This window comes from Klebsiella sp. C283, from assembly GCF_048822555.1.
GTDB classification, from domain to species: domain Bacteria; phylum Pseudomonadota; class Gammaproteobacteria; order Enterobacterales; family Enterobacteriaceae; genus Klebsiella; species Klebsiella quasipneumoniae.
In genome coordinates this window covers 123,173-140,564 of the sequence record NZ_JBMEZS010000006.1, presented here as the reverse complement: position 1 = coordinate 140,564, position 17,392 = coordinate 123,173, and the positions used below count along the sequence as shown (strand labels likewise).

The following is a 17,392-nucleotide window of genomic DNA, read 5'->3' as shown; positions in this document are numbered from 1 at the left end:
TAACAGCCGTCCTGTACCCTACCTGCAGCGCGGCACAGCAGCGTCCGTTTCGACGGACGTATGTCACCTCATTGACAGAGGCAAGCCTATGAATAGCTCAACAAATGCAACGAAACGCTGGTGGTACATCATGCCTATCGTGTTTATCACGTATAGCCTGGCGTACCTCGACCGCGCCAACTTCAGCTTCGCCTCCGCGGCAGGCATTACCGAAGACCTGGGCATCACCAAAGGGATCTCCTCCCTGCTGGGGGCCCTGTTCTTCCTCGGCTACTTCTTCTTCCAGATCCCCGGCGCTATCTATGCGGAGCGCCGCAGCGTTCGCAAACTGATCTTTATCTGCCTGATCCTGTGGGGCGGCTGCGCCTCCCTGACCGGGATTGTGCATAATATCCCGGCGCTGGCGGCCATTCGCTTTATCCTCGGCGTCGTCGAAGCGGCGGTGATGCCGGCGATGCTGATCTATATCAGCAACTGGTTCACCAAATCCGAGCGCTCGCGGGCCAATACCTTCCTGATCCTCGGCAACCCGGTGACGGTCCTGTGGATGTCGGTGGTCTCCGGCTACCTGATTCAGGCCTTCGGCTGGCGGGAAATGTTCATCATCGAAGGGGTGCCGGCGGTGATCTGGGCCTTCTGCTGGTGGGTGCTGGTGAAAGATAAACCGTCGCAGGTATCCTGGCTGGCGGAGAGTGAAAAAGCCGCGCTGCAGGAACAACTGGATCGTGAACAGCAGGGCATCAAAGCGGTGCGTAACTATGGCGAGGCCTTCCGCTCCCGCAACGTGATCCTGCTCTGCGCTCAGTACTTTGCCTGGAGCATCGGCGTGTACGGTTTTGTACTGTGGCTGCCGTCGATTATCCGCAGCGGCGGCGAAAATATGGGGATGGTGGAAGTGGGCTGGCTCTCTTCGGTTCCGTACCTGGCGGCGACTATCGCCATGATCGTGGTCTCCTGGGCCTCCGATAAAATGCAGAACCGTAAACTGTTCGTCTGGCCGCTGCTGCTGATTGGCGGACTGGCCTTCATCGGCTCCTGGGCGGTCGGCGCCAACCACTTCTGGGTCTCTTACACCCTGCTGGTGGTGGCTGGTGCGGCAATGTATGCGCCTTACGGCCCCTTCTTCGCCATTATTCCGGAAATGCTGCCACGCAACGTCGCCGGCGGCGCGATGGCGCTGATCAACAGCATGGGCGCCCTGGGCTCCTTCTGCGGCTCGTGGTTTGTCGGCTACCTGAACGGCGCCACCGGCAGCCCCGCAGCTTCCTATATTTTTATGGGGGTGGCGCTTTTCGCCTCAGTATGGCTGACTTTGATTGTTAAGCCTGCTAATAATCAAAACCTTCCACTTGGCGCTCATCACGCCTGAACGACTCACACTACGGAGATTCGCATGAAGCCGTCTGTCATTCTCTATAAAACGCTTCCCGACGACCTGCTACAGCGTCTGGAGGAGCACTTTTCCGTCACTCAGGTAAAAAACCTGCGGCCGGAGACCGTTTCGCAGCACGCTGAGGCCTTCGCCCAGGCTGAGGGCCTGCTGGGCTCCAGCGAAAAGGTTGACGCCGCGCTGCTGGAGAAGATGCCGAAGCTGCGTGCGACCTCCACCGTGTCCGTTGGCTATGACAACTTCGACGTCGAGGCGCTGAACGCCCGCCGGGTGCTGCTGATGCATACCCCGACCGTGCTGACCGAGACCGTCGCCGACACGATCATGGCGCTGGTGCTGAGCACCGCCCGCCGGGTGGTGGAAGTGGCGGAGCGCGTCAAAGCGGGCGAGTGGACGAAGAGCATTGGGCCAGACTGGTTCGGCACCGACGTACACCATAAAACCTTAGGTATCGTCGGCATGGGCCGCATCGGCATGGCGCTGGCGCAGCGCGCCCACTTCGGGTTCGGCATGCCGATCCTGTACAACGCGCGCCGCCAGCATCCACAGGCAGAAGAGCGCTTCAACGCCCGCTATTGCGATCTCGATACCCTGCTGCAGGAAGCCGATTTTGTCTGCCTGATCCTGCCCCTGAGCGAAGAGACCCACCATCTGTTCGGTCAGGCGCAGTTCGCCAAAATGAAATCTTCCGCCATCTTTATTAACGCCGGGCGCGGCCCGGTGGTCGATGAGCAGGCGCTGATCGCCGCCCTGCAGGCGGGCGAGATTCACGCTGCCGGCCTTGATGTCTTCGAGCACGAGCCGCTGGCTAAAGATTCGCCGCTGCTGAGCCTGCCGAACGTCGTCGCGCTGCCGCATATCGGCTCCGCCACCCATGAGACGCGCTACAACATGGCGGCCTGCGCGGTGGATAACCTGATCGATGCCCTGAACGGCAAGGTCGAGAAAAACTGCGTCAATCCGCAGGTAAAATAAGCCATAAAAAAACCCGGGTAGCGGCGGCCATCGCCCTCCCCGGGTTCTTTTTGCATTCTGTCCGTCATCCAGCCCGTTCGCCGCAGCTCACGTCAGCCAGACGGGGCATTAGCGGGTGGCGTTCACCGCCGCCGTCCATGCCTGATTAAACGCCTGATGCTGCGCCGCCAGCGGCCCAATCAGCGCATTATACTGGCTGGCCTGCTGCGAGGTCGGGAACTGAATGCCGTTGGCCACAAAGCTCACCTGGGTCCCCTGCTGAGCGACAAAATCCCCCACCTGAACCAGCTGCTGGGTAAAGATCTGCGCGGCCGGGATCAGCGGCTGCAGCGCGTCGGCTGGCGCGGTGACGACCTTGGCGTATACCTGATCGAAGACCGGCTTGAGATCGTCAGCCTGCTTCAGAGCGCCATGCGCGGCATCAGCCTGCATTTTGGCATTCTGCAGCTGCTGGCTGAGCACGCCCAGCGCGCCGTTCGCCTGACGCAGCGGCTCGCGCTGGGTCATATAGTCCTGCGGAACGCGGATCGCATTGACGCTATCCACCACCGGGCGCAGACCAGCGTCCATCGCCTGGCTCACCTGCTGCGAGTAGCCGTAGATCACCGCGTAGTCAGAGACAAACGGCCCAAACTGTTTTTTCTGATCGGCGGTCAGCGTCGGCAGTCGTTCACCGCTACGCATCGCCGTATTCTGCAGGAAGTCGATAAACGCTTTGCGCTGATCGCCCTCTTTATCAAAACACCCACTCAGGCTAACCACCATTAATAAGGCCGCCATAGCCGCAAACCAGCGAGAGCAGGACTTTCCTGTCGCCATTTTTTTACTCCTTTCAGCCAAAAAAAGCGCACAAAGACACACACGTGCCAGACGCTGACAAGGATAGTCCAGCTCGGCCTCGCAGGATACCCTTTACTGCTAATCTTACGCAGGAAAAACGCCATTCCATACGCCGCTATCGCCGCCTGGCGCGTCTGTTATGCGCATCACAAATATGCGCTTTAAATCAGGCCAGTGGATATAACGTAACTTATTGATATTCTTTAAACAAAAAATCCATCAACCGGCGCCTCGCCCGGAAGCGGACGATAATCGCACGCTTTGGCGCGCGCCCGGATTGCCTGGCCAGCGCTTCAATGATTTGATGAATGAGCGATTAACGGCGATGCGTTCGATTATCGCACAAATAAAACTCAATGACGCGAAGGCGACGATAATAACAAACCTCTGTCCCTCGCTCAGTCTGCCAGGAAAGCCGTATGACTAAGACAACCATCGACATTCAGGCCTTTATCAACGAGCACCCCTTCACCCGCTACCAGTGGATGATCCTCGCGCTCTGCTTCATCACCGTCGCGATGGACGGGTTCGACACCGCGATCATCGGATTCATCGCCTCCGACCTGGTCCAGGAATGGGGCGTGGAAAAATCCGCCCTCGGCCCGGTGATGAGCGCCGCGCTGGTGGGCCTGGCCGTCGGCGCGTTAACCGCGGGACCGCTGGCTGATCGTATCGGCCGCAAGAAAGTGCTGATTATGTCGATCGTGGTGTTCGGCGGATTCAGCCTGCTCACCGCCTTTGCCACCAGCCTTAACCAACTGACGCTGCTGCGCTTTCTGACCGGCCTGGGCCTTGGCGCAGCGATGCCCAATGCCGCCACGTTAATGAGCGAATATGCGCCGGAGCGCCGTCGGGCGCTGCTGGTGAACCTGATGTTCGTCGGCTTTCCGATGGGATCGTCGCTGGGCGGCTTTTTATCCGCCTGGATGATCCCGCACTATGGCTGGCAGAGCGTGCTGGTGCTGGGCGGCGTGATGCCTCTCCTGCTGGCGGTGGCTTTAATTTTCCTGCTGCCGGAGTCCGCCCGCTATCTGGTGGTGAAGCGTCAGCCGGCGCAGCGCATTGCCGCCATCCTGCGGCGTATCGCGCCGCTGCCGGAGGCGGTGGAATTTGAGCTGCGCGAAGCAGGCCAGGTGAAAGAGAAGTCGGCTATCGGCGTCATTTTCTCCCCGCGCTACGCAGTGGGTACCGTGATGCTGTGCCTGACCTACTTCATGGGTCTGCTGATCTTCTATCTCCTGACCAGCTGGCTGCCGCTGCTGATCCGTGAAACCGGCGCATCGATGAGTCAGGCCTCAATTATCACCGCTCTGTTCCCGCTCGGCGGCGGAATTGGCGTGCTGATCCTCGGCGCCCTGATGGACAAGATCAACCCCAATAAGGTAGTGGCCGTCGGCTGGCTGCTGACCGGCGTTTTCGTCTGTCTGGTCGGCTTCTCCACCAGCAGCCTGGCGCTGATGGGAGTGATGGTGTTTATCGCCGGCAGTATTATGAACGGCGCGCAGTCGTCGATGCCGGCGCTGGCGGCAGGCTTCTACCCGACGCAAGGGCGCGCCACCGGCGTCGCCTGGATGCTGGGTATCGGCCGCTTCGGCGGGATCCTCGGTGCTTTCAGCGGCGCCTTCCTGATGCAGGCCCAGCTCTCTTTTGAGACCATTTTCACTCTGCTGGCCATCCCGGCGTTCCTGTCAGCCATCGCGCTGCTGATTAAATACCGGGTCAGTAAATCAGCGCCCGTGGCGACAGAGGACGCGCGAGGTCTGCAGAAAGCCTGATCGATAAGCCGGCGGCCCGCGCCGGCTTTGCCGCTTTTTTCTTATCCGTTTACAAAAATTTTCGAAGCCACGCCATCGCGTTAGTAATCATTCTCTTAGGCCCCGTTGCCGTTTGGCTGACGGGGCCGATTCGATAACCTGCTGGCAAATAATCACGGACGTTACCATCCTTTACGCCTTTTTCTGACTATTCTTAAAGAGCTTTAGAAAAATCTCTTCCGCTGTGTGATAAAAGGAGTTCTCAATGGAATATAAAGATCCCGTGTTTGAACTGCTGAGCAGCCTGGAACACATCGTTTTTAAGGACGATAATCAGACACTTACCTCAAACCGTAAGTCCACTGTGTTTAGTGAATTTGAACAGCTGCGTAAAGGCACTGGACTTAAGATTGACGACTTCGCCAACGCCATGGGCGTGAGCGTCGCCATGGTAAGAGAGTGGGAGTCGAGACGGGTAAGACCGTCCCCCACAGAGCTGAAATTAATGCGCCTGATTCAGGCCAATCCGCAGCTTTCAAGACAGTTACTCGATTAATCCAGCGCGCAGCGGCAAGGGCCAGTAAGGGAGCTTTTGCCGCTGCGCCGTAAAAAAAAAGTTTGCTATCAGGTGCTGAACGTGCGTTAATGCTCGCAGGTTTGATGTACAGACCACAGAGCAGTCGAATAGAGCAGTCCTTCTAAGGTTATCCAAAGATACCCCCGTAGTGAACTTTCCCTTTATCGCTTTAAATCTGTAGTCCAGACCGCTACGCCGCAAGGCTCACTTATTTTTTTAAAGGTAATTCACTATGTCCGGTAAAATGACTGGTATCGTAAAATGGTTCAACGCTGACAAAGGCTTCGGCTTCATCACTCCTGACGATGGCTCTAAAGACGTGTTCGTACACTTCTCTGCTATCCAGAACGATGGCTACAAATCCCTGGACGAAGGTCAGAAAGTCTCCTTCACCATCGAAAGCGGCGCTAAAGGCCCGGCAGCTGGCAACGTAACTTCTCTGTAAGTTCAAGCCGCTAAGAATCGAGAATCCCTGCCTGATGGCGGGGATTTTTTTTATCTGTCGCCAGCCGCCGCCAGCATACGATGGCGGCTGCCGGGCATTCAGAGTCGGGTATCGTGCCAGCCCGTTTCCCCCCACGTCAGGCTGTGGGTGAGTTTCAACCCCTGCAGAAACGCCTCGTCATGCGACACCACCACCAACGCGCCGGGAAACGTCGCCAGCGCACACTCAATGGCCTGTGTCGACGCTAAATCGAGATGGTTGGTCGGCTCATCGAGCAACAGCAGCTGGGCAGGATCGCGTCGCCAGAGCACGCAGGCCAGGGCCGCTTTCAGGCGTTCGCCGCCGCTGAGCGCCGCCAGCGGCAGGTTGACCTTATCGGCGCCCAGCTGCAGCTGCGCCAGACGGGTCCGCAGCAGCCCCTCATCCAGCGGAGTATCGTCCAGGCTCAGATGCGTTATCACCGATAACGACAGATCCAGCTGCGTCAGATGTTGATCCAGATAAGCGGCGCTCACCGACAGCCGGACATCGCCTGAGGCGGCCTGCTCCAGCCCCAGCAGCGTTTTCAGCAAGGTAGTTTTGCCGCAGCCGTTCGGCCCTCGCAGCGCAACGCGCATCGGACCATCCACGCGCCAGTCCAGCGGCGCAGCGGGGGAATGGGCGAGCTGCAATGCTTCCACGACCAGCACCTGCTTGCCCGCCGCCACTTCGCTGCCTGGCAGGGTGAACATCACCGGCGTATCCTCTTCCACCCGCTCTCGCGCCTGCTGCACAGCGCCATTCAGACTGCTGTTCTGTTCACGATGCTGACGGCGCAGCGTTCCCGGACGCTCTTTTGCCGCGCCTTTGTACTTCACGCGTTCGAAAGAGGCGATATTCAGGGTATCAACGGTACGCAGTGTCTGCGCCGAGCGCCGCTGGGCAGCATCATGCTCTTTTTGCATTCGCGCGCGGGTGCGTCGCCGCTCGGTCGTCGCATGGTCCAGCGCCGCGCGCGCCGCCTGCTGCTCCGCCTCGCGCTGCCGCTGATATTCGTCATAGTTGCCGCCGTAGCTGCGCAGCGCCGTCGGCGTCAGCTCGATGATCCTCGGCATCCGCGCCAGCAGTTGACGATCGTGGCTGGCGATCAAAGCTCCGCCGTGCCAGTTTTCCAGTTGCTGATAGAGCCACTCTCGCCCCTCACTGTCCAGATGGTTGGTGGGCTCATCCAGCAGCAGATAATCGGCGCTAGAAACAAAGGCGCCGCACAGCAGGGCCTTCATCCGCTCGCCGCCGCTGAGTGAAAAAGCGGGACGATCGGCAGAGAACGGCGGGAGACCGGCATCGCGGAAAGCTAAACTCAGCCGATCGGGGAGATCCCAGTGGCCATCCAATAGCTCGAAATCGTCGGCCAGTCCATGACCCTGTTCAAGGCGGTACAAGGCGTCAAAGACCGGCGCATAGCCCAGCAGCGTAGCGAGGGTGGTCTCCGGCGTAAGCGTCGGCTGCTGCGCCACCCAGGCAATGGAAGCCGCGCGCTCGATATGGCCACCGGCAGGAGAATCAAGGCCCGCCAGCAGGCGCAACAGACGCGACTTACCGACGCCGTTCCGGCCGACCAGACCGCAAAGGGACGGTTCCAGCGAGACGTTGAGAGGACCAAACAGGGTCTGCCCCGTCGCAAACTGACAGGTGACCTGATGTAAAACAAAAGCGGGGATGTGGGCGCAATGAGCCATAAGCACTCCTGAATGAAATCAATACTCCCCTACCCGCAACGTCTGCGAGGTAAGGCGTGAAGTTCATCAGTCGTGTTTGTTCATTTGTAGGGCGCGCTCCAGTGAGACGAGGGATTCGTCGGGGCATAGGATAGCCACACTCCGCTATGAATTTCAAGCCCGTTTAATTCAACAATCGTTTAAAAATAAAAAGGCCTCCTGATATCAGGAGGCAAATGATTTATTTGGTGAACAATGAAAGGGTGCATTGAGAATGCCTGACACTGCAAGCATAGTGGGGATAGATCCCCACCAGATGCTCTTACTGTTTACTATCACAGGCTAAGAATGCCACCAGCTCACTATTTCCCTGCCTGAGCTGTAATTCACATAGCGAATCACGAACCATCCAGGTCAATAATAAAACAGTGAAGCAAATCACTATTAAACCAAACAACAGATAGTTTCGCGGCACTCCTCGCCTACCGTGTTGATTTTCAACAAGTAAGAGGCTACGCTTATGGTGTTCATGCATTAGGGGAGCCTCACTTTGATGACTATCAGGTGGGGCTTTTCTCTGTCTGTCTCCCGCTGAATACCTGAGACACACAGTCTCAAGCACCCGCCGCCATTCTAGCGTAAATAACTTGCAGAATTATGTTTATATATTCTTAAAATATTTTTTATTGATCAATGTAAATAATTAAAATATCAATGACTGAATTATTAGCGGTTCGACTACTTATATTTCAGGTATAAAAAAACCTGCCCTGAGGCAGGTTTTTTATTATTACCGCTACGCTTACTGCAGCAGAGAAATATCCGCCACCTGCAGGAACAGTTCACGCAGTTTGGACAGCAGCGTCAGACGGTTGATGCGGACATCTTTGTCTTCGGCGTTGACCATCACGTTTTCGAAGAACTCATCCACCGGCTCGCGCAGAGCGGCCAGCTCAATCAGCGCATCCTGATAGCGGCCTGCGGCGAAGTACGGCTGCAGCTTGTCGCGCAGCACCACCAGATTGCCCGCCAGCTTAATTTCCGCCGCTTCTTTCAGCACGGAAGCGTGAACGATGTCGTTCAGCGTCTCGTCGGATTTCGCGAGGATGTTGGAGACACGTTTGTTCGCCGCCGCCAGCGCGGAGGACTCTTCCAGGGTACGGAAGTGCGATACGGCTTTCATGCGCGCATCGAAATCCGCCGGGCGGGTTGGACGACGCGCCAGTACCGCCTGGATAGTGTCGACGCCGTAGCCTTCGTCCTGATACCAGGCGCGGAAGCGGCCCAGCATAAAGTCGATCACGTCATCAACCACGTTGGCGTTGGTCAGCTTCTCACCGTACAGACGCACCGCTTCTTCGGTCAGCGTTTGCAGATCGAGGTTCAGGTTCTTCTCGACGATGATACGCAGGACGCCCAGCGCGGCGCGACGCAGCGCAAACGGGTCTTTATCGCCTTTCGGATGCTGGCCGATACCGAAGATACCCGCGAGGGTGTCCATCTTATCGGCAATCGCCACCGCGCAGGCCACCGGGTTAGACGGCAGCGCGTCGCCGGCAAAGCGCGGCTGATACTGTTCGTTCAGCGCCACGGCCACATCTTCCGCTTCGCCATCGTGGCGCGCGTAGTGCATCCCCATCACGCCCTGGGTGTCGGTGAACTCGAAGACCATGTTGGTCATCAGGTCGCACTTGGACAGCAGGCCCGCGCGGGTCGCGTGGTTCACGTCAGCGCCAATCTGCTCGGCAATCCAGCCCGCCAGCGCCTGAATGCGATCGGTCTTGTCGCGCAGCGTACCCAGCTGCTGCTGGAACAGCACGGTTTCCAGACGCGGCAGGTTGTCTTCCAGACGTTTTTTACGGTCTGTGTTGAAGAAGAACTCGGCGTCGGCCAGACGCGGACGGACCACCTTCTCGTTACCGGAGATGATCTGCTGCGGATCTTTCGACTCGATGTTGGCGACGAAGATGAAGTTCGGCAGCAGCTTACCGGCGTTGTCGTAAACCGGGAAGTACTTCTGGTCGCCCTTCATGGTGTAAACCAGTGCTTCAGACGGCACCGCGAGGAATTTTTCTTCGAACTTCGCCGTCAGCACCACCGGCCATTCCACCAGCGAGGTGACTTCTTCCAGCAGGCTTTCGCTCAGATCGGCTTGACCGCCAATCTTACGCGCCGCCTCTTCCGCATCGGCTTTGATTTTGGCTTTACGCTGTTCGTAATCGGCGATGACTTTACCGCGCTCCAGCAGGATCTGCGGGTACTGGTCGGCATGGTCGATGGTGAATTCCGGCTCGCCCATAAAGCGATGGCCGCGGATCACGCGATCGGACGGGATACCGAGGATAGTAGCCGGGATTACCTTGTCGCCCAGCAGCAGCGTGACGGTGTGAACCGGGCGCACGAAGTGGACGTCAGACGCGCCCCAGCGCATCAGTTTCGGGATCGGCAGCTTCGCCAGCGAGCTGGCAATCATGTTCGGCAGCAGCGCTTCGGTGCTTTCGCCCTTCACATGGGCGCGATACAGCAGCCACTCGCCTTTGTCCGTAGTCAGACGTTCGGCCTGATCGACGGTAATACCGCAGCCGCGCGCCCAGCCTTCGGCCGCTTTGCTTGGCTTGCCTTCGGCATCGAACGCCTGGGCAACGGCCGGGCCGCGTTTTTCCACTTCGCGATCGGCTTGCGCCGCCGCCAGGTTGGCCACCTTCAGCGCCAGACGACGCGGGGCGGCAAACCATTCCACTTTACCGTGCGCGAGGCCGGCGTTATCCAGCTCCGCGGTCACGTTCGCAGCAAAAGATTCCGCCAGGCTGCGCAGCGCTTTTGGTGGCAGCTCTTCAGTGCCGATTTCCACCAGAAAAGTATTCTCAGACATGGCCGCCTCTTATTTATTCTTGTTGCACATCGGGAAGCCGAGCGCTTCACGGGAAGCGTAGTACGCTTCCGCCACTGCTTTCGTCAGGGTGCGAATGCGCAGGATATAGCGCTGACGCTCGGTGACGGAGATGGCTTTACGCGCATCCAGCAGGTTGAAGCTGTGAGCCGCTTTCAGAATACGCTCGTAGGCCGGCAGCGGCAGCGGGGTCTCCAGCGCCAGCAGATGCTGGGCCTCTTTCTCATACTGCTCGAAGCAGGAGAAGAGGAAATCGACGTCGGCGTATTCGAAGTTATAGGTGGACTGCTCCACTTCGTTCTGGTGGAACACGTCGCCGTAAGTGGTTTTACCCAGCGGGCCATCGCTCCAGACCAGGTCGTAGACGCTGTCGACGCCCTGGATGTACATCGCCAGACGCTCCAGACCGTAGGTGATCTCGCCGGTAACCGGCTTACACTCCAGGCCGCCCACCTGCTGGAAGTAGGTGAACTGCGTCACTTCCATGCCGTTGAGCCACACTTCCCAACCCAGACCCCAGGCCCCCAGTGTCGGGTTTTCCCAGTTGTCTTCGACGAAGCGAATGTCGTGAATGGTCGGGTCCATACCCAGCTCTTTCAGCGACCCGAGGTACAGCTCCTGGATGTTGTCCGGAGAAGGCTTAATCACCACCTGGAACTGATAGTAATGCTGTAAACGGTTCGGGTTTTCGCCATAGCGGCCATCGGTTGGACGACGGGAAGGCTGTACGTAGGCGGTCGCCATCGGCTCCGGCCCTAACGCGCGCAGGCAGGTCATCGGGTGAGAGGTGCCGGCGCCGACTTCCATGTCCAGTGGTTGAACAATGGTGCAGCCCTGACGAGCCCAGTAATCCTGTAAGGTCAGGATCAGGCCCTGGAAGGTCCTGGTATCAAACTTTTGCATATGATTTCGTGCTGGATACGTGTGGATTTAAAGGAAGGAGTCAGTATACCCGCTGGCTGCGAGATATACAGTACGAAACGGCGTAGTTTCAGGAAAACGGACGAAATTTACGCCAGGCGGGGTCGATTCAGCGCATCGAAAGATGCATAAACTGGCCGTCGGGGTCAAAGGAACAGATGAAACGTTCATTCTTGCCGGTACGACCCGACAGCTCATAGCTCGCCTGGAATTGTTCAAGATGGTTCACGTCAACTAACTGCGTTTGCGTGTTATAGCGGATAGCGGCCTGATCCTTGCAAAGCTGCGCCATATTGAGCGTAGTTTGCGGTGTAATATGCGCGCGCTGCGCCTTTTGCGCCGGCGGGGAAACGGTCTCGCTGCAGCCCGCAAGGAGCAGCGCCAGCATTATGGAAACGACACCTTTCACCACGTTCTCCTCCACCGCCTTGTCAGCAAGTTGTTATCGCAAAGATCCAGTATTACAGGTATTTTGCGAATATCATGAAACAGCGACAAGTCTGTGATCAAAAACTCAGACTAATCTCGTGCGACACCGGGGCATAAGGCGGGTCAGACCTTATATCGCCAGTAGACTTTGAGGGACTGATGCAAGAAAAGATACACTGGATCACCAACCTGCGCGGCATTGCCTGCATGATGGTGGTGATGATCCATAGTACCAGCTGGTATATCACTCATCCGCATACGATTACCCTGCTGCAATGGGATATCGCCAATCTGCTCAATTCCGCCTCCCGCGTCAGCGTGCCGCTGTTTTTTATGATCTCGGGGTATCTGTTTTTTGGGGAACGCAGCGCCCAGCCGCGCCATTTCTGGCGGATTGGCCTGTGCATTGCGTTCTATAGCGCGCTGTCTCTGCTGTATATCGCGCTGTTTACCCATATTAACGTCGGGCTGTCGTTAAAGAATTTGCTGCAGAAGCCCGTCTTCTACCACCTGTGGTTTTTCTTTGCTATCGCCGTTATCTATCTGCTCTCGCCGCTTATTCAGGTTAAATCCGTCAACGGCAAAATGCTGCTGGCGCTGATGGCGATCCTCGGCATTCTGGCCAACCCCAACATGGTTGGCGTCAAAGCCGCCGGGATTGAGTGGCTGCCGGTCAACCTCTATATCAATGGCGACACCTTTTATTACGTGCTCTACGGCGTGCTGGGCAGGGCCATTGGCACCCTGGATACCGATAAAAAATGGCTGCCCCCGCTCTGCGCCGCGCTGTTCCTCGCCGCCGTGTGGGTCATCTCCCGCGGCACGCTGCATGAGCTACGCTGGCGCGGGGACTTCGGCGACACCTGGTATCTCTACTGCGGGCCGGCGGTGTTCGTTTGCGCGGTCGCCCTGCTGACGCTCGCCAAAAACTGGCTGAACGCGCGTCCCCTGCCCGGTATCGAATGTATTGCACGTCATTCTCTGGGAATTTACGGCTTCCATGCCCTGATTGTGCATGCGCTGCGCGCCAGCCATCTGGAACTGAGCCGCTGGCCGCTGCTGGATATTGTGTGGATTTTCAGCGCCGCCCTGCTCGGCAGCCTGCTGCTGTCCGGCCTGGTGCAGCGGGTTGATAGCCGGCGGCTGGTCAGTTAACGACCTGCCGCCGAGAGCGGGCCCGACTCACAGTTCAGGCCCCTCTTCCGGCACGCTGAGAGGCTCTCTTGCACGGGTCGGGTCCCAGGCATCACGCACGTTTTTCTGCACCGCAACGGCGCCAAACAGGCTCAAAAAGTACGCCAGTCCATAGAACCCTTTCTCGCTGAGCAGCAGACTGGCATTCCACAACCCGATAACCAGCAGGCCAACGGCGATGACGAAGGCCACCAGACAGGTGGTGTAGTACAGCGCGGTGGTCGGAATGGCTTCATATTTATCGCGCACCGTCTTCTGATAAGACGCTGCGGCAAACAGCCCCAGCACCAGGACAGCAAAATAATAACCTTTTTCATTCAACTGCATGTCCGCATTCCACAGGCCGACCAGATAGGTGGCGATGCCGCCGATCAGGGCAATCCAGGAGATTAAATGAAAGGCCGGAGAATACGTCGCGTGCTTGTTTTCCATTACTTTTACCTCTTACGCGCCCACGGGTGGCGCTTATTCCGTTTTTTGCATCGCGCAGGCGACGCGGATCCGTTCGGGGTTTGCCGATGCGCCATATAAGCAGACAAACCATGCCGCGATATAGACGGCTTTTTCATGCCAGTCTGCCGGCACATACCAGGCGCCTACCAGCAGCAGGCCGACCGATAGCAGCAGCACCAGCCGGCATAAGGCAATAAAACCGTCGTCCTGTTCCTGCCACCGTCTGGCGCGCTGATGGGCGAGGACGGCAAACATCCCCATCACCAGTACGCCGAGAAAATAACCTTTACCGCTAAACAACGGGCAGGTTCGCCAGATACCGAGCAGATAAACCAGCGATCCTGCTGCCATCATCACCCTGGCAATATTGCGTTTTGTGTTCATCTCACCTCCCTGGTCGACAGGGGCTGATTATGACCGACTCCCCCGGCGATGCCTCAGGTTACGCACGGCCAAACGGAGATTTCGGAATAAACAAATACGCTTTTTTGGATGGATGTAGCCGGGACATTCAGGGAAGTAATCCGCCCGGCGTTGCCGGACGGACTGAGGCTATGACATCAGCGGTTTCAGCTGCTGATAAATCTGGCGGAAGGTTTCCCGCTGTGGCGCATAGTGGGCCACTCGGCGATCGTCCGGACGATGCGCTTGCTCAAGCGGCAGCGGCGTCAACAGCCCGGCGCGGTCGGCTTCGCCGTGCACCGCCAGCTGCGCCAGCCTGGCCGCCCCCAGCGCCGGACCGACGTCGCCCCCGGTACGGTAATCGAGCTGCTGGCCGCTGATATCCGCCAGCATTTGTCGCCAGTAAGCGCTACGCGCCCCGCCGCCGATAAGGGTGATGCTCTGCGGCTTGATGCCGCAGGCGTGAACCACGTCCATGCCGTCCGCCAGCGCATAGCCCACCCCCTCCAGCACCGCCCGCGCCAGCTCCGCCGGCCCATGCTGATGCGTCAAGCCGAAGAAGACGCCCTTGGCCTGCGGGTTGTTGTGCGGCGTGCGTTCGCCCGACAGATAGGGCAGGAACCACACCGGACCAGCGCTCTCGTCGGCTGACTGCGCCGCCGCAATCAGCGCCGGCACGCTGGCGAGACCGGTTAATTTCGCCGCCCAGTCCAGACAGGAGGCCGCGCTGAGCATCACCGACATCAGATGCCAGCGGCCCGGCAGCGCATGGCAAAAGCTATGCACTGCGCTTTCAGGCTTGCTGAGGAACCCTTCGCTGACCGCGAAATACACACCTGAAGTGCCCAGCGACAGCATCGCCTGACCGGCATCGGCCATGCCGACCCCGACCGCGCCGGCGGCGTTGTCGCCGCCGCCCCCCACCACCAGCGCCTGTGGCATATTCCACGCCTGCGCCACCTCCGGACGCAGCTGCCCGGTGACGTCGCTGCCTTCAAACAGCGCCGGCATCGCGTCCCGGCTGAGATCGCAGGCGGCGAGCATCTCATCGCTCCAGTCGCGTCGGGCGACGTCCATCCACAGGGTACCGGCGGCGTCAGACATATCGCTGGCAAGCTCGCCGGTCATCCGCAGACGCAGATAATCCTTCGGCAACAGCACTTTATCGACCTGGCTGAACACCGCCGCCTCGTGGCGCTGCACCCACAAGAGCTTCGGCGCCGTAAAGCCCGGCATCATCAGGTTGCCGGTGATCTGCCGGGAAGCGCTGACTTTTTCCTCCAGCAGCTGGCACTCTTCGCCGCAGCGGCCGTCATTCCATAAAATGGCAGGACGCAGCACCTGTAGCGATTTATCCAGCAGGGTGGCGCCGTGCATCTGCCCGGCGATCCCCAGCGCCTTCACGTCGCGCAGGCTATGCTGCGCGCCCAGGGCTTTCATCGCCGTGTCCGTAGCCTGCCACCACTGCTCGGGATCTTGTTCCGACCACAGCGGATGCGGACGCGAGACGGTGAGTTTTTCGGTATGCGATGCCACCACATCACCCTGCTCATTGAGCAGAATGGCTTTGACGCCCGATGTCCCCAGATCGATGCCGATATACATACTACCTCTCCTTAAACGCGCGCCACGGCTGAGCGTGGCGCGAACAGAGCATCCTGGTGGCGGTCCCGGTCACGCCGGGCGCCGCCGCATGATTACTTGTCAAACAGATAATGGTTGACCAGGTTTTCCAGTTGTTCCTGCTGGCCGCTGCGATGCTGCGGCGCCAGCTGATGCTGAGCGGCGTACTGGGCAATGTCGCTGAGGGTCATCTGCCCGTTAAGGATCTGCTGCCCCAGCTCGCCGTTCCAGCCGGCGTAGCGTTTGGCCACGCGTTTATCCAGCTCACCGTCTTCGATCATCCGCGCCGCGACCTTCAGCGACAGCGCCATGGTATCCATCGCGCCGATATGGCCGTAGAACAGATCGTATTTGTCGGTGCTCTGACGGCGCACTTTCGCATCAAAATTGAGGCCGCCGGTGGTGAAGCCGCCCGCTTTGAGAATTTCATACATCACCAGCGCATTCTCTTCGACGCTGTTCGGGAACTGGTCGGTATCCCAGCCCAGCTGCGGATCGCCGCGGTTGGCGTCGACGGAACCGAACAGCCCCAGCGCGATGGCCGTCGCGATCTCATGATGGAACGAGTGGCCGGCAAGGGTCGCATGGTTGGCTTCAATGTTCAGTTTAATCTCTTTTTCCAGACCAAACTGCTTGAGGAAGCCGTACACGGTAGAGGCGTCATAATCATACTGATGCTTGGTAGGCTCCTGCGGTTTGGGCTCGATCAGCAGCGTGCCTTTAAAGCCGATTTTGTGCTTATGCTCCACCACCAGCTGCATAAAGCGGCCAATCTGTTCACGCTCCTGGCGCAGGTCGGTATTCAGCAGGGTTTCATAGCCCTCGCGACCGCCCCACAGGACATAGTTTTCGCCGCCCAGTTGATGGGTGGCATTCATGGCGGTAACCACCTGGGTGGCCGCCCAGCTAAACACTTCCGGGTCCGGGTTGGTGGCCGCGCCGGCGCCGTAGCGCGGGTTGGTGAAGCAGTTTGCGGTCCCCCACAGGAGCTTGACGCCGCTCTGCTGCTGCTTCTCCGCCAGCACCTCGACCATCCGGGCGAAGTTATTGCTGTACTCCTTGAGCGAACTCCCTTCCGGCGAGACGTCAACGTCGTGGAAGCAGTAGTAAGGCACGTTGAGTTTATGGAAAAATTCGAACGCCACATCGGCTTTGCGTTTGGCCATCTCCAGGGCGTCGCCAGGCTGCTGCCATGGGCGGTCGAAGGAGCCCACGCCAAACATATCGGCGCCATTCCAGCAGAAGGTGTGCCAGTAACAGGCCGCAAAACGCAGATGATCTTCCATCCGTTTGCCCAGCACCAGTTCATCCGGGTTGTAATGACGGAAAGCCAGCGGGTTAGCGGATTTCGGGCCTTCGTAACGAACGCGATCGAGTTGATCGAAATAGGTCTGCATAGAGAACTCCATATTCAGAGATGCGGCGAATAACCAATCAGGTACCCTAAATAATTCGAGTTGCAGGAAGGCGGCAGGAGCGCGAGTCCCCGATAACCAGGGGGCGAAGCAACGAATGTCACCAACACACCTACAACTTGAAGTATGACGGGTTTAAGCCAATATAGAATTTCGCTTTCATTTTCCTCAATTACGTTATTTCACACCGCCATTGAGAGAATCCACAAACGTGCGCCAGCTCGCAAAAAATAATATCGGCGCGTTCTTCTGCCGTCCTGTCAGAGAGGTCCAGTGCAATAATAAGAGTGTGCATGAATAAAATACGATCGCCGTCATAATTTGCGCATTAAACGAAATTTCATAACTGCAAAATAAGAACCGGTAATTGCCAGCCCTGCTTTCCGC

16 protein-coding genes are annotated in these 17,392 nt (G+C 58.2%); 6 read left to right on the top strand and 10 right to left on the bottom strand.

Annotated features, from left to right (window positions below):
- The first annotated feature begins 88 nt into the window (after window positions 1-88).
- Together ACOI7Z_RS13440 and ghrB are read left to right on the top strand one after the other, a co-directional pair.
- Window positions 89-1,369 (top strand): MFS transporter, encoded by a 1,281-nt coding sequence (locus ACOI7Z_RS13440; protein ID WP_004205006.1) that lies wholly within the window; start codon window positions 89-91, stop codon window positions 1,367-1,369.
- 24 nt (window positions 1,370-1,393) lie between these two features.
- Window positions 1,394-2,365, top strand: coding sequence for a glyoxylate/hydroxypyruvate reductase GhrB (gene ghrB, locus ACOI7Z_RS13435; RefSeq protein ID WP_023291320.1), 972 nt, complete (start codon window positions 1,394-1,396; stop codon window positions 2,363-2,365).
- 108 nt (window positions 2,366-2,473) lie between these two features.
- Here the strand turns inward: ghrB and ACOI7Z_RS13430 are convergent, their stop codons facing one another.
- Window positions 2,474-3,184: a DUF3053 domain-containing protein gene (locus tag ACOI7Z_RS13430; protein WP_002921929.1), complete on the bottom strand. Its 711-nt coding sequence runs from the start codon at window positions 3,182-3,184 to the stop codon at window positions 2,474-2,476.
- 440 nt (window positions 3,185-3,624) lie between these two features.
- On the opposite strand from ACOI7Z_RS13430, the gene ACOI7Z_RS13425 reads away from it, so the two are divergent.
- From ACOI7Z_RS13425 to cspE, 3 genes are all read left to right on the top strand, one after another.
- Window positions 3,625-4,980 carry an MFS transporter gene (locus tag ACOI7Z_RS13425; RefSeq protein ID WP_023291321.1) on the top strand — a complete coding sequence of 452 codons (1,356 nt, stop codon included), beginning with the start codon at window positions 3,625-3,627 and terminating at the stop codon, window positions 4,978-4,980.
- Window positions 4,981-5,224: 244 nt separating this feature from the next.
- The gene (locus ACOI7Z_RS13420; RefSeq protein WP_004205010.1) at window positions 5,225-5,515 is read left to right on the top strand and encodes an HTH-type transcriptional regulator; all 291 of its coding nucleotides are present in this window, start codon (window positions 5,225-5,227) and stop codon (window positions 5,513-5,515) included.
- A gap of 253 nt (window positions 5,516-5,768) precedes the next feature.
- Window positions 5,769-5,981, top strand: a complete 213-nt coding sequence (cspE, locus tag ACOI7Z_RS13415) for an RNA chaperone/antiterminator CspA (protein ID WP_000014594.1) — start codon at window positions 5,769-5,771, stop codon at window positions 5,979-5,981.
- 98 nt (window positions 5,982-6,079) lie between these two features.
- On the opposite strand, the gene ACOI7Z_RS13410 is transcribed toward cspE, so the two are convergent.
- From ACOI7Z_RS13410 to ACOI7Z_RS13390, 5 genes are all read right to left on the bottom strand, one after another.
- Entirely contained in the window at window positions 6,080-7,699 is a 1,620-nt protein-coding gene (locus ACOI7Z_RS13410; RefSeq protein ID WP_065805286.1) for an ATP-binding cassette domain-containing protein, read from the bottom strand.
- Window positions 7,700-8,000: 301 nt separating this feature from the next.
- Window positions 8,001-8,153 (bottom strand): type I toxin-antitoxin system toxin HokA, encoded by a 153-nt coding sequence (gene hokA, locus ACOI7Z_RS13405; protein ID WP_049013068.1) that lies wholly within the window; start codon window positions 8,151-8,153, stop codon window positions 8,001-8,003.
- A 327-nt stretch (window positions 8,154-8,480) separates the two neighbouring features.
- Window positions 8,481-10,550, bottom strand: a complete 2,070-nt coding sequence (gene glyS, locus ACOI7Z_RS13400) for a glycine--tRNA ligase subunit beta (RefSeq protein ID WP_023291325.1) — start codon at window positions 10,548-10,550, stop codon at window positions 8,481-8,483.
- Window positions 10,551-10,559: 9 nt separating this feature from the next.
- Complete coding sequence (gene glyQ / locus ACOI7Z_RS13395; protein ID WP_023291326.1) at window positions 10,560-11,471, bottom strand: glycine--tRNA ligase subunit alpha; 912 nt, start codon at window positions 11,469-11,471, stop codon at window positions 10,560-10,562.
- A 127-nt stretch (window positions 11,472-11,598) separates the two neighbouring features.
- Window positions 11,599-11,898, bottom strand: coding sequence for a YsaB family lipoprotein (locus tag ACOI7Z_RS13390; protein ID WP_072096573.1), 300 nt, complete (start codon window positions 11,896-11,898; stop codon window positions 11,599-11,601).
- A 179-nt stretch (window positions 11,899-12,077) separates the two neighbouring features.
- Here ACOI7Z_RS13390 and ACOI7Z_RS13385 point away from each other — a divergent pair, with 179 nt between their 5' ends.
- The gene (locus ACOI7Z_RS13385) at window positions 12,078-13,073 is read left to right on the top strand and encodes an acyltransferase (RefSeq protein ID WP_087848692.1); all 996 of its coding nucleotides are present in this window, start codon (window positions 12,078-12,080) and stop codon (window positions 13,071-13,073) included.
- 27 nt (window positions 13,074-13,100) lie between these two features.
- Here the strand turns inward: ACOI7Z_RS13385 and yiaA are convergent, their stop codons facing one another.
- From yiaA to xylA, 4 genes are all read right to left on the bottom strand, one after another.
- On the bottom strand, window positions 13,101-13,544 hold the full coding sequence (gene yiaA / locus ACOI7Z_RS13380; protein ID WP_085551483.1) for an inner membrane protein YiaA: 444 nt from the start codon (window positions 13,542-13,544) through the stop codon (window positions 13,101-13,103).
- A gap of 33 nt (window positions 13,545-13,577) precedes the next feature.
- Window positions 13,578-13,949, bottom strand: a complete 372-nt coding sequence (gene yiaB, locus ACOI7Z_RS13375; protein WP_087848693.1) for an inner membrane protein YiaB — start codon at window positions 13,947-13,949, stop codon at window positions 13,578-13,580.
- 168 nt (window positions 13,950-14,117) lie between these two features.
- Window positions 14,118-15,572: a xylulokinase gene (gene xylB, locus ACOI7Z_RS13370; RefSeq protein ID WP_004205018.1), complete on the bottom strand. Its 1,455-nt coding sequence runs from the start codon at window positions 15,570-15,572 to the stop codon at window positions 14,118-14,120.
- Between the two features lie 92 nt (window positions 15,573-15,664).
- Window positions 15,665-16,987, bottom strand: coding sequence for a xylose isomerase (xylA, locus tag ACOI7Z_RS13365; protein WP_023291332.1), 1,323 nt, complete (start codon window positions 16,985-16,987; stop codon window positions 15,665-15,667).
- Window positions 16,988-17,392: the final 405 nt, after the last annotated feature.